Here is a 15,129-nt window from a genome sequence, read left to right on the forward strand (position 1 = left end):
GTTTTATTTAACCTGTTTCAGCACGTCAGCAGTGATATCTTTAGAAGGGTCTGCATATGCAACAGCATTTGCATCAATCACCACATCATAACCACCTTTGCTAGCAACAGATTTAACAGCATCCTGAATACGGCTCAGAATTTTGTTACGCTCTTCCATCTGACGACGGCGATTATCTTGCTCAAAAGCCTGGGCTTTAGTAGAGAAAGTTTCACGCTGTTTCATTACGTCGCTTTCCAGCTTGGTACGATCACTGGCTTTCATGGTAGAACCGTCACGTTGCAGCTTCTGCATTTTAGTTTGCAGGTCGCGCTCCATTCCTTGCAGTTCGGTTGCACGGCCTTTGAATTCATTCTCCAGCTGCTTAGCTACGGTTTCACGCGCAGGTAATTGTTGGAAAATGCTGGAAACGTTAACAATAGCAATCTTGTCAGCGGCTTGAACGCTGGCAGAAGCTGCCAATGCTAAACCAAGACCTGCGGCACACAACCACTTTTTCACTATAAACTCCTTACCATTACCCGTTTGTGTCAGAGACACCTTGAAGTGCACTTAATACTGAATAGTGCCTAAAATAGCGCCAAACTCACTAGCGCTACCTTAGGTTATTTCAACTACCAGTGCTGTCTTTAAAATTCAGAACTACTTTGCCAATCAATTACCAAGTCTTACCAATGTTAAACTGGAATTGCTCTGACTTATCACCTTCGTAATCTTTAACCGGTTTAGCATATGAGAACACTAATGGACCCAATGGCGACATCCATTGTAATGACACACCGGCAGACACACGAATATTACTCGCCTTACTGTAATCAGGTACACCAGCAGCACGCGTCAGTGCGGTATTTTCCCAGTTAGTATCCCATACAGTACCTGAGTCAATGAAGAAGGAGGTCCGTACAGAGTTTGAGTATTTTTCACTGATAAACGGCGTCGGTGTAATCAGTTCTAAACTAGCCACCGCCATCGCGTTACCACCAACCGCATCGGTTGAATCTCTGATGGTCCCATTAGCATTATAGTATGCCGCTTTAGGACCGATATTATTTGATCGGAAACCACGGACAGTGCTGGAACCACCGGCATAGAAGTTCTCATAGAATGGCATCTCTTTCGAACCGATACCGTCGCCATAACCCAAGCGACCACGGCCTAAGAGCACCCATGAATGATCTTCATCTAACGGTTGGTAAGCAGATGTATCGAAAGTGATTTTATAGAACTCGTTATCAGAGCCAGGTACCGTCACTTTGGTATTAACTGATGATTTAACCCCTGACGTTGGGAAGAAACCACGGTCAAGGTTGTTATAAGTCCAACCCAGATTCAGTGTGAAGTCATCCGCTGTGAAGCTGGCACGATCAGTCAGATTAGGATCTTGACCAACAGAGTCAAGATATCGCCACATCGCGACTTGTGGTTCCATGTCAGACAGGGAGTTATGGACGTAACCTAAACCAACCCGTAATGAGTTATTCTCATTAATTGGGAAGCCTAAAGTACCGTCAATACCATAACTGCTGTTGGTATAGCCAGACAGGTCTGCGTTATCTGCTTTAAAATCATTATAGAAGATACGCCCGCCCAGACTTACACCATCAACGGTGAAGTAAGGGTCAGTTAAGGTAAATTCAGCATAAGTCTGATAGTCGTTCTTCGTACCATTAATACCGACGGTATTACCAGTACCCAACCAGTTATCTTGCTGAACCCCAACCTGGAAGCTGACACCACTTTCTGTGCCGTAACCAATACCAAAGTTTAAACTACCGGTATTGCGTTCCTTGACTTTATAAGTGACATCGACCTGATCAGCAGTTCCTGGAACACGTTGAGTTTCAACATCAACGGTTTCGAAATAGCCCAGACGGTTTAAACGTTCTTTGCCCGCTTCGACCTGATCATTACCCAACCATGCACCTTCCATCTGGCGCATTTCACGGCGCAATACGGAGTCTTTACTGGTGTCATTACCTTCGAAACGAACATTGCGGACATAGAAACGGTTACCCGCATCTACGTTGATATGCAGTTTGACTGTTTTATCAGCATCGTTAATTTCTGGTTGAGAGACCACACGCGGATAAGCATAGCCATAGCGGCCCAGCATCTTCTTGATGTCTTCTTCAATGCGTGTGACTTTACTGCCGTTAAACAATTCACCCGGTTCAATCGCTGCCAGCTTATCCGCTTCAGATTGATGCCCTGCAAGATTACCGCTCACAACAACGCTATTAAGCTTGTATTGATCGCCTTCGGTAATGTTGATGGTGATATAGATGCCTTTTTTATCTGGCGTCAAACTCACCTGAGTAGAATCGATATTAAATCGGGCGTAACCGCGATCTAAGTAGAAGCTGCGCAAGATTTCGAGATCACCGGCTAGCTTCTGCTTCTGATATTTACGATCACCAACCACGTTCCACCATGGCACTTCATCACGCAATTGGAAGCGTGAGATAAGCTCATCAGTTGTGAAACTGTGGTTACCTACGATGTTAATCTGCTGAATTTTTGCAGAGACACCTTCGGTAAAGACCAGTTTGATATCAACACGATTACGCGGTAGCGGTGTAACAACAGCCTTCACTGAAGCGCTGTATTTACCCACACTGTAGTAGAAGTCTTCGAGTCCTTTTTCAATGCTGGATATAGTGGTACGGTCCAGGGCTTCGCCAACCCGGACGCCAGAGGCTTCCAGATTCTGCTTAAGCATGTCATCTTTCACCGCTTTGTTACCGGAGAAAGTGATGCTGGCAATCGTTGGGCGTTCTTTGACTTGAACAATCAGCGTATCACCATCGCGCAGGACACGAACGTCCTCGAAGTTGCCTGTAGCAAACAACGCACGGATAGTTTTACCGATGTCATCATCACTGACGGTATCGCCTACGCGAACCGGCATATTAAGTAACGCCGCACCGACGGCGACCCGTTGCAGGCCTTCGAAATGAATATCTTTCACTACGAACCCGTCTGCACCGTATACGGTGGCGCTGCCAAACAGCAGCGACGCTATGAGCAACTTTTTCATCGCCATCGTTGTTATGCGTTCTTCCTAACCTATCCCCAGCCGTTAAAGACGGGAGAAATCATTGAAAAGTGCAAGCCCCATTAATAACACCAGCAAAATCGAGCCGATGCGATAACTGAAGTCCTGTACTCGCTCAGAAACCGGCCCACCCTTCAGCTTTTCTATCGCCAGGAAGAGCAGATGTCCACCATCTAATACCGGTAACGGGAACAAATTGATAATGCCCAAGTTGACACTGATTAGTGCCAAAAACATCAGGTAATACACCAATCCGTACTCAGCTGAAACCCCAGCGCCTTGTGCAATAGATATCGGGCCACTCAAGTTATTCAGTTTAACATCACCAGTAATCAGTTTACCCAACATGCCTACCGTCAACCGCATCAACTGCCAGGTTTTATCCCCAGCTTGGTAGAGTGCCGTGAACGGGCCATATTGGCGAATCGTTCTATATTCATCCGGAAGCGGTATAACTTTCGGCACTACACCCGCAAAACCTTCATTGCGGTTTTCTCCAACCGATTTTGTATCTGGTATTAAGGTTAAAGACAAGGGGGTACCACCCCTTTCAATATCTAACACCAGTGGCTTACCGGGGTTATCACGAACCTGTAAAACAAATGTTTGCCAACGATCCAGTGGCTGACCACCAACTTTAACTATCCTATCCCCTGCTTGTAAACCTGCCTTTTGTGCCGCAGACCCGGTTTGAACTTCAGCCAAGACAGATTCAATCTGCGGGCCTCGTGGAATAATACCCAACGCCACGACAGGATCTTGCTTATCAGGCTCGAACTGCCACTGTTGCAGATCCAGTGTCTTTTGCACCACATTAGCAGAACCAAATGGTGCCACACCCACCTGTGTTTGTTTATCACCGATTTTGCCGACGAGGGCCAAACGAACAGAGTCCCAGTCAGGCGTTTCGATACCATCTACAGACTTAAGTTCCATTCCTGGAGAAATATTGGCTTGTGCAGCAATGGATTGTGGCGAAATGTCACCCACTACCGGGCGCACACTTGGCACACCAATGATAAACACCAGCCAGTAAGCAATGACAGCAAAAAGGAAGTTGGCAATAGGGCCCGCGCTGACGATTGCCGCGCGTTGCAAAACAGTTTTATTATTAAAAGATTGATGACGAAGCTCAGGAGCAACAGCTTCAACACGCTCATCTAGCATCTTAACATAGCCGCCCAGCGGGATAAGGGCGATAACATACTCGGTACCTTGACGATCCGTCCGACGCCACAGCGCTTTACCAAAACCAATCGAAAAGCGTTCGACACGGACACCACAGCGCCGCGCCACCCAAAAGTGACCGAACTCATGCACTGTAATTAAGATCCCCAGTGCGATAATAAACGCGGCCAGGCTCCAGAGTATGCTCATCATATTCCCTAAACTCCCCGTCAGTGACGGATTAAAACACTAACAGCATTAAGCAGGCAAATACCGGCACAGCTGCGGTCAGGCTATCGATACGATCCAGTATCCCACCATGACCAGGAATCAGATGACCACTGTCTTTGATTCCCGCTTCACGTTTAAACATACTTTCGGTCAAATCGCCAAGTACTGAGGCCAATGCAGCCACCACGGAACAGATTAACAGTTTTTCCGGGATGATATCCAACGGAGCATAACGACCGAACAACCATGATATCAGAGCTGATGTCAGTAAACCGCCAATTAATCCTTCCCAGGTTTTACCTGGTGATACTTTAGGCGCTAATTTATGTTTACCGAATAATTTACCAAACATGTAAGCGCCAGAATCCGCACCCCATACCAAAAGCATCACATACAGCAGCCACCAGGCGCCGATATGGTGGTTCTGCTCATAACCATACTGACGTAATGCCACCATGCCCCAGAAAAAGGGAACAATAGTCAGAACGCCGAAAATTATACGTAACAGACGTGAATCGCGCCACAACGCCGCAGAGCGTGGGTAAGTAAGCACCAACAGCAATGCTGCGACCCACCAGCCCATAGAGAGCCAGAGAGGGACACTCACTTGTGGTAGATGAGCAGAATGCTGATAGGCAGGAAGGCTAAGCAGCATTGAGATCAGTAGAAAACCACAAAGTATTGCTAACCAAATACGCTGAGAACGACTGGCGAACCCAGCTAATTGCCCCCACTCCCAGGCTGCAAGCATACAGACAAAGAGAGTGACAATAGCAAAACCAACCGGCGGAAGCAGGAACAGGGCACCAATGACAACCGGAATCAAAATCAAAGCAGTTATGAGACGATACTTCAGCAAAAGTTCCCCCTAGGATGCAGTGGCATCGATAGGTGTAGTTCCCCCGAAGCGACGCTCGCGTTGTGCAAATGCATTCAGCGCACCTTCAAAGACATGTTCATCAAAATCAGGCCAGAGTACATCAGTAAAGTAAAGTTCAGCATAGGCAATTTGCCATAACAAAAAATTACTGATGCGATGTTCACCACCGGTTCTGATCACTAAATCCACCTCAGATTGCTCATGCAGGCAGATATGCGAGTTTAGCGATTCTTCACTGATATCTGTGGGCTGCAACTCACCTTGCTGTACTTGCTCAGCTAGATGGCGCACACCCTGAATAATATCCCAACGGCCACCATAATTGGCAGCGATGTTGAGTTTCAGACCGTCATTGTCGGCAGTTAGCGCTTCTGAGCGACGGATCCGTTGTTGTAAACGTTCACTAAATCGACTGATATCACCAATAACAGATAAACGAACATTATGTTTATGCAGACTTTTTACTTCACTGTCCAGCGCACGAACAAAAAGCTCCATCAGAGCGGTGACTTCCTGAGCAGGGCGATTCCAGTTTTCACTACTGAAAGCATAAAGCGTGAGCGCATCCAAATGGTGATTGGCAGCAAAACTTACTGCACGACGAACTGATTTCACTCCCGCTTTATGACCGAAGACCCTTAATTTACCCCGATTTTTAGCCCAACGCCCATTACCATCCATAATGATAGCGACATGACGCGGAATCAGGGGGCACAAGTTAGCCCTATCTTCATTTACAGACGACATAATGCGAACTCATTTCCTCAATAAATCAATTGTTCGTCCCGAACATTAGGCAGTAAGCCCACAAAAAAAGCCGTGTACCAAGTCACGGCTTCTTAAGTGACAGCCAAAATAGACGGTTTAAATACCTATTGGGCCACTAATCAACAGTCTATCTATCTATTGACGGTGCAGACTATACCATCTCAGCCTTGCCCTAACAAATTCCCAAAACAGCCAATACAACTTAATGATTCAATTTTTCTATTGCTTGAGCTGCCGTATCACGGGCTTGACGATCAATGATCAGCACCTCATCCACACTAGTGGGTTCAGCCAATGATAACTGTTCCACAACCCTAAGGTTGATGGCTGCAATATCAGTGAAACGAATGCGTGAAGCTAAAAATGCCATAACGGATATTTCGTTCGCGGCATTCAGTGCCGTCGTTGCTGCCTGGCCTGCATTAGAAGCATCAATAGCCAGCTTCAGGCATGGATAACGTTGATAATCCGGTTCAGCAAAAGTCAATTCATGTATCTTGCAGAAATCCAGTGGTTCGACACCTGAACTTACTCGCATAGGGTACGCCATCGCATGCGCAATCGGGGTACGCATATCTGGCGTTCCCATCTGTGCCAATACACTGCCATCATGGTAGCGTACCATCGAGTGAATGACAGATTGAGGATGTAAAATAACCTCTACCTGCTCTGCGCTGGCATTAAATAACCAACGGGCCTCGATATATTCAAGCCCTTTATTCATCATAGTCGCAGAGTCGACTGAAATTTTGCGCCCCATAGACCAGTTTGGATGAGCACAAGCCTGATCTGGTGTGACATCGGCAAATTGCGATAAAGGTATTTCACGTAGTGGGCCACCCGAGCCAGTTAAAATAATGCGCGAGACGCCATTCTCACTTAGTGAAGAGTAGCCTAGTTTACGCTGAATTTTCTCAGGTAAACTCTGAAAAATCGCATTATGTTCGCTGTCGATTGGCAGCAGTTGTGCATGGCTGTGTTTCACTTCATCCATGAAAAGCTTGCCGCAGGTAATCAGTGACTCTTTGTTAGCCAGTAATACCTGTTTACCTGCACGAATAGCCGCCAGCGTTGAAGACAGGCCTGCCACACCGACAATTGCTGCCATCACTTGATCAATATCGTCTAACGCAGCCAGTTCACCGGCCGCTTTTTCACCATGAAAAACTTCGGTTTTCGAACCGTGCTCAGCCAATAACTGGCGCAACGCTTTGGCCGATATTTCATCTGACATCGCGGCATAGCGAGGAGAAAACTCGAGGCATTGCATTGCCATCTGCTCGACATTGCGACCAGCCACAAGTGCAGTAACGTTGAATAATTCGGGATTAGCGCGGACAACACCCAAAGTGCTGTTACCGATGGAGCCAGTAGAACCAAGAATAGTCAGTTGCTTCATGAGAGTGCTCTGAATAACTGTTTTTATGATAGGCGAGAGCGCAACCGACCCGAATAACAGGTGGTCTAATAAAGATCCTCGGCCCAATTTTATAGCGTATTACTGCCGATATCGCATGACTCTACTAACCTAGTGAATCGGCAAAATAGTGATCCTGCTAAAAACAAAGCGCCACCTAAGCGACGCTCTGTTTTTTGTCAGTCAGAATTAGAAATCCATCAACTCAGCTTCTTTAGCCGCTAATGCAGTATCAACTTTCTTGATAAAAGCATCGGTCAGTTTTTGGATATCATCCTGAGAACGGCGGTCTTCATCTTCACTGATCTCTTTATCTTTCAGCAAAGCTTTCACTTTTTCGTTAGCATCACGGCGCACGTTACGAATCGATACACGGCCCTGCTCTGCTTCTGCACGAACAACTTTGATCAAGTCTTTACGGCGCTCTTCTGTCAATGCTGGCAGTGGAACACGAATAACGGTACCCGCGGAAGAAGGATTCAGCCCTAAATCGGAGGTCATGATCGCTTTCTCAACCGCGGCGCTAAGGCTGCGGTCAAACACGGTCAATGCCAGAGTACGGGAGTCTTCAACCACAATGTTAGCCAACTGGCGCAATGGCGTAGCAGTGCCATAATACTCAACCTGAATGCCATCAAGAATACTTGGAGAAGCACGACCGGTACGGATCTTACTGATATGGTTTTGGAAAGCTTCAAAGCATTTTTCCATACGCACTTCAGTATCTTTTCTAATTTCGTTAATCACGTTGTGAACCCTTGGAAACTGGTTACTTGGCAGGCCATAGCATGAGTATAGCCGGTGAATATACAAACCAACAGTTGCAGGCATTGGGGGCATATCTGAAAGCCGCATGCCCCTGACAATACAGGCTGCCGCTTATTTAGCGATCGCTGTCACTTCTTTAGTGATCAACGTCCCTTCATTCTCACCCATCACCACGCGACGCAGAGCGCCAGGTTTGTTCATATTGAAAACACGAATTGGCAAGTTATGATCACGGGCCAAAGTGAAGGCCGCCAGATCCATAACTTTTAGCTCGCGCTCCAGAACATCCTGATAGGTTAGCTGCTCAAACAGTGTTGCGTCAGGGTTTTTAACCGGATCTGCGGAGTAAACTCCATCAACTTTCGTCGCTTTCAGCACCACATCAGCTTCGATCTCGATACCACGCAGACAGGCCGCGGAATCGGTGGTGAAGAAAGGGTTACCTGTACCTGCGGCAAAAATCACCACACGGTTATGACGCAGCAAGCTGATAGCTTCAGCCCAACTGTAATTATCACACACACCATTAAGTGGAATAGCAGACATCAGGCGGGCGTTCACATAGGCACGGTGCAGTGCATCTCGCATTGCCAGGCCGTTCATTACGGTAGCCAGCATTCCCATGTGGTCGCCCACTACGCGGTTCATCCCAGCCTGTGCCAAACCGGCACCGCGGAATAGGTTACCACCGCCAATGACCACACCGACCTGAATGCCCAATTCGACCAGCTCTTTAACTTCTTGAGCCATGCGATCCAAAACGCTTGCGTCGATACCAAAACCTTCCGCGCCTTGCAGGGCTTCGCCGCTAAGCTTAAGCAGGATACGCTGATATACGGGTTTTGCATTGGTTGCCATGGTGTTCTGTCCTAAGCAGCAGTAATAAATATTGGGAACTTGACCGTCAAATGTTCAAAGCAATACCGTGTGCTGAAAACTGACAGGACTAAGCTTATACCCTAAATAATTCGAGTTGCAGGAAGACGACAACTGAGCGAATCCTCAGAAGCTTACATAAGTAAGTGACTGAAGTGAACGAAAGCAGTCAACGCACCTGTAATTTGAAGTATGACGGGTATCGAGTGGATAAAATGGAACCGCCGATTGGCGGCCCCATTTTTAGCATTAAGACTGTTTGCTCATTGCTGCAACTTCAGCAGCAAAGTCAGTCTCAACTTTCTCAATGCCTTCGCCCACTTCGAAGCGGATGAAGTTTGTTACGTCAGCTTTGTTCTCTTTCAACAAATCACCAACGGTTTTGCTTGGGTCCATAACGAAGTTCTGACCAGTCAGAGAAACTTCGCCGGTGAACTTACGCATACGGCCTTCAACCATCTTCTCAGCAATTTCACGTGGTTTGCCGGATTCGATAGCAATGTCCAACTGGATTTGGTGCTCGCGAGCAACAACTTCAGCAGGAACATCGTCTGGCTTAACATATTCTGGTTTGCTTGCAGCAATGTGCATAGCAATGTGCTTAACCAGCTCTTCATCAGCGCCAGTTGCTGCAACCATAACGCCGATACGAGCGCCGTGCAGATAAGTACCCAGAACATCGCCTTCCAGAGCAGCAATACGACGAATATTGATGTTCTCGCCGATTTTAGCTACCAGATTGGCGCGTTGCTCTTCAAACTTAGCTTTCAGAACGTCGATATTAGTGATTTTGTCAGCCAGAGCTGCGTTGATAACTTCTTCGCCAAATGCTTTGAAGCCAGCATCTTTAGCAACAAAGTCAGTTTCGCAGTTCAGTTCCAGAATCACACCGAACTTACCGTCGACTGAAAGTTGAGCCAGGATGATGCCTTCAGCAGCGATACGGCCTGCTTTCTTGGCAGCTTTAGCCTGACCAGATTTACGCATATTGTCGATGGCAAGCTCGATGTCGCCGTTAGCTTCAACCAACGCCTTTTTACATTCCATCATGCCTGCGGCAGTACGCTCACGCAGTTCTTTTACCAAAGCAGCGGTAATAGCAACCATTTAAATTTCCTCGGTTCTCTTGTGAAAACAAGATCTCACATTAGATACGCAAAGGGGGCCTATAAAGGCCCCCTAACCAACATATTTCAATACCTGGTTAATAAGGGCTCCAACGAGCCTGACTTATTATTCAGCTTCTACGAAGCTTTCTTCCGCTTGAACGGCCAGATCTTGAGAACGACCTTCAGTGACGGCAGTAGCAACGGCGTTCAGGTACAGTTTAACTGCACGGATCGCGTCATCGTTACCTGGGATGATGAAGTCAACGCCATCTGGATCGGAGTTAGTATCAACGATAGAGAATACCGGGATACCCAGGTTGTTAGCTTCTTTGATAGCGATGTGTTCGTGATCAGCATCAACAACAAACAGAGCGTCTGGTAAACCGCCCATGTCTTTGATACCGCCCAGGCTGTTTTCCAGCTTGTTCAGTTCACGAGTACGCATCAGCGCTTCTTTTTTGGTCAGCTTGTCAAAGGTGCCGTCTTGAGACTGGATTTCCAAATCTTTCAAACGTTTGATGGACTGACGAACAGTTTTCCAGTTAGTCAGCATCCCGCCCAACCAGCGATGGTTCACGAAGAACTGGTCGCAGTTGTTGGCAGCGTCTTTTACCGCTTCGCTTGCTGCGCGTTTAGTACCAACGAACAAGATCTTACCTTTACGGGAAGAGATCTTTTTCAATTCAGCCAGAGCTTCGTTGAACATTGGTACGGTCTTTTCCAGGTTGATGATGTGAACTTTGTTACGTGCGCCGAAGATGAAAGGCTTCATTTTCGGGTTCCAGTAACGGGTCTGGTGACCGAAGTGAACACCGGCCTGGAGCATGTCGCGCATGGAAACAGTTGCCATGATTAAAACCTCTATAGTATCAGTTGGGGTTATGCCTCCACGTGCCCCATAACGCCGACCCCATAAGAAATTGATAATCATCAAAAACTTTAGGGCACCCCGGCGTATGTGTCGACACGTGTGTGTTATTTACACATATGAGTGCGATTGGTATTACTCAGCTAAACAGCTACCTGCCATCAGGACATGCCCTGAAATCGGACCTGAAACGACAACATAATAGTGCGGTTTGCCGGCGCGCTTTATACCATAAACAGCCGCAACACACCAACTTTTGTTGCATTTAGTGTCGTCACTGCAAACGAAAGTTTGGCAGCTAATTGCAGGGCTGGTACCATTAGCGACAGGTTATTTAGGGTATATGATATTTATTACCTGCTTATTCATATTACGGCGGCTGGTTGGTATTCACAGCCCCTACGGACACTTTTGCATGGCAATCTCAATAAAAACACCTGAAGATATTCAAAAAATGCGCGTTGCTGGCCGCCTGGCTGCTGAAGTGCTGGAGATCATTGAACCTCACGTAAAACCGGGGGTAACCACTGGTGAACTCGATCGTATCTGCCACGATCATATCACCAACCATCAGCAGGCTATCTCTGCTTGTCTGGGTTACCACGGCTTTCCTAAATCGGTTTGTATTTCCATTAATGAAGTTATTTGTCACGGCATTCCAAGTGATGAGAAAGTGTTGAAAGACGGTGACATCGTCAATATCGACGTGACTGTTATTAAAGACGGTTTCCATGGCGATACATCAAAAATGTTTATCGTCGGCAAACCTACCATTTTAGGTGAGCGCCTGTGCCGCGTCACTCAAGAGAGCCTGTACCTGGCAATCAAAATGGTCAAACCGGGTATCCGCCTGCGCACTCTGGGTAAAGAGATCCAAAAATTTGTGGAAGCAGAGAACTTTTCTGTGGTGCGTGAATATTGTGGCCACGGTATTGGCGAAGGTTTCCATGAAGAACCACAAGTGCTGCACTACGATGCAGACGACGGTGGCGTAATCCTACAAACTGGTATGGCTTTCACCATTGAGCCTATGGTCAACGCAGGGGATTACCGAATTCGTACCATGAAAGATGGCTGGACGGTAAAAACTAAAGATCGCAGCTTGTCGGCACAGTATGAGCATACTATTGTGGTAACCGATAACGGCTGCGAAATAATGACGTTGCGAAAGGATGACACCATCCCCAACATCATAACGCACGAGTAATAATGACAAGCCGGCAGCCGCCGGCTTTTTTATGGGCTGCGTCTTTTTATCAGGTCGCATTTATCGGGTAAACATATGTCTGACAATCACACCGAGCACTCTGTATCCCCTGCGGTACCGAAGGTCATTCCTGAGCAGCCCGCACCACCGAGCACTTATCTCGATAGTGACCTTAATTGCCCGATTCTCAAGCAGCGGCTTGAGACTTTCCAACTTTGGCAGGCGGAAGCATTCAATGGCGGAATCAGTGCCGAGATATTAATTGCTGCGCGCAGTGATTACATTGACCGCCTGTTACGGCGGCTGTGGACCTTCTATGGCTTTGATGATGTGGCTGAAACCGCGCTGGTTGCTGTGGGCGGCTATGGCCGTGGTGAACTACACCCCTTATCAGATATTGATGTATTGGTTCTCAGCAGGCAGCGTCTAAGCGATGAAGATGCGCAACGCGTCGGCCAGTTGATCACTTTGCTATGGGACCTGAAACTGGAAGTCGGCCACAGCGTGCGCACACTGGAAGAGTGTTTGCTCGAGGGGTTAGCCGACCTCACTGTCGCCACCAATATGATTGAGTCACGCTTGATTTGCGGTGATGTAGCCCTGTTTTTACAGATGCAGAAGCACATTTTCAGCGACAATTTCTGGCCCTCTCCGCAATTTTTCCATGCCAAAATCACCGAACAACAAGAACGGCATAAACGCTACCATGGCACCAGTTATAACCTAGAGCCTGATATTAAAAGTAGCCCTGGTGGGTTACGGGATATCCACACCCTACAATGGGTAGCCCGCCGCCATTTTGGTGCCACATCCTTAAGTGAGATGGTTGATTTCGGTTTTCTGACCAAAGCTGAGCGCAATGAGCTGATTGAAAGCCAGAGTTTTCTGTGGCGCATCCGTTTCGCGCTGCATTTGGTATTAACTCGCTACGATAACCGCCTGCTGTTTGACCGCCAACTGAGTGTGGCTCAGCTTTTGCAATATCAGGGCGAAGGCAATGAACCGGTCGAACGGATGATGAAAGATTTTTATCGTATGACGCGCCGGGTCAGCGAACTGAACAACATGCTGCTACAACTGTTTGACGAAGCCATATTGGCGCTGGGTACCAATGAAAAACCACGTCCACTGGATGATGAATTTCAGTTACGCGGGGATTTGATAGATCTGCGTGATGAGAACTTATTTATCCAGCAGCCTGAAGCTATTATGCGCATGTTCTATCTGATGGTGCGCAATCAGGATATCAAAGGCATATATTCCACCACAGTACGCCGCTTACGCCATGCCCGGCGGCATCTGAAACAGCCTTTATGTAACATTCCTGAAGCCCGCAAGCTATTCATGGCCATTTTGCGCCACCCAGGTGCGGTTTCCCGAGCATTATTACCGATGCATCGCCACAGCGTGCTGTGGGCCTATATGCCACAATGGGGCAGTATCGTTGGCCAGATGCAGTTTGACCTGTTTCACGCCTACACCGTAGATGAGCACACTATCCGCGTGTTACTTAAACTCGAAAGCTTTGCCGATGAAAAAACCCGGCCACGCCATCCTCTCTGCGTCGAGCTTTACCCACGCCTGCCTCAACCTGAATTATTGTTGCTAGCAGCGCTGTTCCACGATATTGCCAAAGGGCGTGGGGGCGACCATTCAATACTGGGCGCTCACGACGTATTGGAATTTGCCGAGCAGCACGGCCTTAACTCGCGCGAAGCTCAACTTGTGGCTTGGTTAGTTCGTTGCCATCTCTTGATGTCAGTGACAGCTCAGCGTCGGGATATTCAGGACCCTGCGGTTATTCAGCAATTCTCCGCCGAAGTACAAAGCGAAACTCGCTTGCGCTATTTAGTCAGTCTGACGGTGGCTGATATTTGCGCCACCAATGAAAATTTGTGGAATAGCTGGAAACAGAGCCTGTTACGCGAACTTTATTTCGCTACAGAAAAACAGTTACGCCGTGGTATGCAAAACAGCCCGGATTTGCGCGAACGTGTCCGTCACCACCGGCTACAAGCTCTGGCGCTGCTGCGGATGGATAATATCGATGAAGAAGCATTGCACCGCATCTGGAGCCGCTGCCGGGCTGATTATTTCCTGCGTCATTCACCCAATCAATTAGCCTGGCATGCCCGCCACTTATTAGAGCATGACTCAACCAAGCCACTGGTGTTAGTTAGCCGTCAGGCAACACGGGGGGGAACCGAAATATTCATCTGGAGCCCTGACCGCCCATCACTGTTTGCTGCGGTGGTCGGTGAGCTGGATCGCCGCAATCTGAGTGTTCATGATGCACAGATTTTCACCAACCGTGATGGTATGGCGATGGATACCTTTATCGTATTGGAGCCAGATGGCAGTCCACTGGCTCAAGATAGACATCCCATCATTAGTCATGCCTTAGAACAAGCGATGACCCAGCCGAATTATCAACATCCGCGCGTCAGGCGGTTATCACCTAAATTACGGCATTTCAGTGTACCGACTGAAACCAATTTCTTGCCAACCCATAACGAGCGCCGTACTTATCTGGAGCTAATTGCACTGGACCAGCCGGGCTTACTGGCTCGGGTAGGTGGGATATTTGCAGATTTAGGGTTATCGCTGCATAGCGCACGTATCACAACTATTGGCGAGCGGGTGGAGGATTTATTTGTATTAGCAGACAAAGATCGCCGCGCTTTAAGTATTGAAACCCGCCGCGAATTAGCACAACGGTTGACAGATACCCTCAATCCGAACGATAAACTGTGATACAAATAACTTTTTAGTCATTAATTTTT

Annotated in this window: 12 protein-coding genes; 2 read left to right on the forward strand and 10 right to left on the reverse strand. The window is 47.7% G+C overall.

Annotation, left to right across the window (positions count from 1 at the left end):
• Positions 1-3: 3 nt before the first annotated feature.
• The 10 genes from skp to rpsB form a co-directional block, all read right to left on the reverse strand.
• A complete protein-coding gene (gene skp, locus Q2T72_RS17170) occupies positions 4-501 on the reverse strand; it encodes a molecular chaperone Skp (protein WP_032820361.1) in 498 nt (165 codons plus the stop codon).
• Between the two features lie 157 nt (positions 502-658).
• A complete protein-coding gene (bamA, locus tag Q2T72_RS17175; RefSeq protein WP_083162931.1) occupies positions 659-3,043 on the reverse strand; it encodes an outer membrane protein assembly factor BamA in 2,385 nt (794 codons plus the stop codon).
• Positions 3,044-3,079: 36 nt separating this feature from the next.
• Positions 3,080-4,435 (reverse strand): sigma E protease regulator RseP, encoded by a 1,356-nt coding sequence (rseP, locus tag Q2T72_RS17180; protein ID WP_083162929.1) that lies wholly within the window; start codon positions 4,433-4,435, stop codon positions 3,080-3,082.
• A 28-nt stretch (positions 4,436-4,463) separates the two neighbouring features.
• Positions 4,464-5,312 carry a phosphatidate cytidylyltransferase gene (gene cdsA / locus Q2T72_RS17185; protein WP_083162927.1) on the reverse strand — a complete coding sequence of 283 codons (849 nt, stop codon included), beginning with the start codon at positions 5,310-5,312 and terminating at the stop codon, positions 4,464-4,466.
• Positions 5,313-5,321: 9 nt separating this feature from the next.
• Positions 5,322-6,080 (reverse strand): (2E,6E)-farnesyl-diphosphate-specific ditrans,polycis-undecaprenyl-diphosphate synthase, encoded by a 759-nt coding sequence (gene ispU, locus Q2T72_RS17190; RefSeq protein ID WP_083162925.1) that lies wholly within the window; start codon positions 6,078-6,080, stop codon positions 5,322-5,324.
• 223 nt (positions 6,081-6,303) lie between these two features.
• Positions 6,304-7,500 (reverse strand): 1-deoxy-D-xylulose-5-phosphate reductoisomerase, encoded by a 1,197-nt coding sequence (ispC, locus tag Q2T72_RS17195; protein ID WP_372569535.1) that lies wholly within the window; start codon positions 7,498-7,500, stop codon positions 6,304-6,306.
• A 207-nt stretch (positions 7,501-7,707) separates the two neighbouring features.
• Positions 7,708-8,265, reverse strand: coding sequence for a ribosome recycling factor (frr, locus tag Q2T72_RS17200; protein WP_083162921.1), 558 nt, complete (start codon positions 8,263-8,265; stop codon positions 7,708-7,710).
• Positions 8,266-8,397: 132 nt separating this feature from the next.
• Complete coding sequence (gene pyrH / locus Q2T72_RS17205; protein WP_083162919.1) at positions 8,398-9,144, reverse strand: UMP kinase; 747 nt, start codon at positions 9,142-9,144, stop codon at positions 8,398-8,400.
• Between the two features lie 267 nt (positions 9,145-9,411).
• Positions 9,412-10,269 carry a translation elongation factor Ts gene (gene tsf / locus Q2T72_RS17210; RefSeq protein WP_372569536.1) on the reverse strand — a complete coding sequence of 286 codons (858 nt, stop codon included), beginning with the start codon at positions 10,267-10,269 and terminating at the stop codon, positions 9,412-9,414.
• 126 nt (positions 10,270-10,395) lie between these two features.
• Positions 10,396-11,121: a 30S ribosomal protein S2 gene (gene rpsB / locus Q2T72_RS17215; protein WP_083164108.1), complete on the reverse strand. Its 726-nt coding sequence runs from the start codon at positions 11,119-11,121 to the stop codon at positions 10,396-10,398.
• 433 nt (positions 11,122-11,554) lie between these two features.
• Here rpsB and map point away from each other — a divergent pair, with 433 nt between their 5' ends.
• Together map and glnD are read left to right on the forward strand one after the other, a co-directional pair.
• On the forward strand, positions 11,555-12,346 hold the full coding sequence (gene map, locus Q2T72_RS17220; RefSeq protein ID WP_083162917.1) for a type I methionyl aminopeptidase: 792 nt from the start codon (positions 11,555-11,557) through the stop codon (positions 12,344-12,346).
• A gap of 75 nt (positions 12,347-12,421) precedes the next feature.
• The gene (gene glnD, locus Q2T72_RS17225) at positions 12,422-15,100 is read left to right on the forward strand and encodes a bifunctional uridylyltransferase/uridylyl-removing protein GlnD (RefSeq protein WP_083162915.1); all 2,679 of its coding nucleotides are present in this window, start codon (positions 12,422-12,424) and stop codon (positions 15,098-15,100) included.
• Positions 15,101-15,129 lie beyond the last annotated feature (29 nt).

The sequence above is a fragment of the Yersinia sp. 2466 StPb PI genome (assembly GCF_041538325.1).
In the GTDB taxonomy this organism is placed as follows: domain Bacteria; phylum Pseudomonadota; class Gammaproteobacteria; order Enterobacterales; family Enterobacteriaceae; genus Yersinia; species Yersinia enterocolitica_E.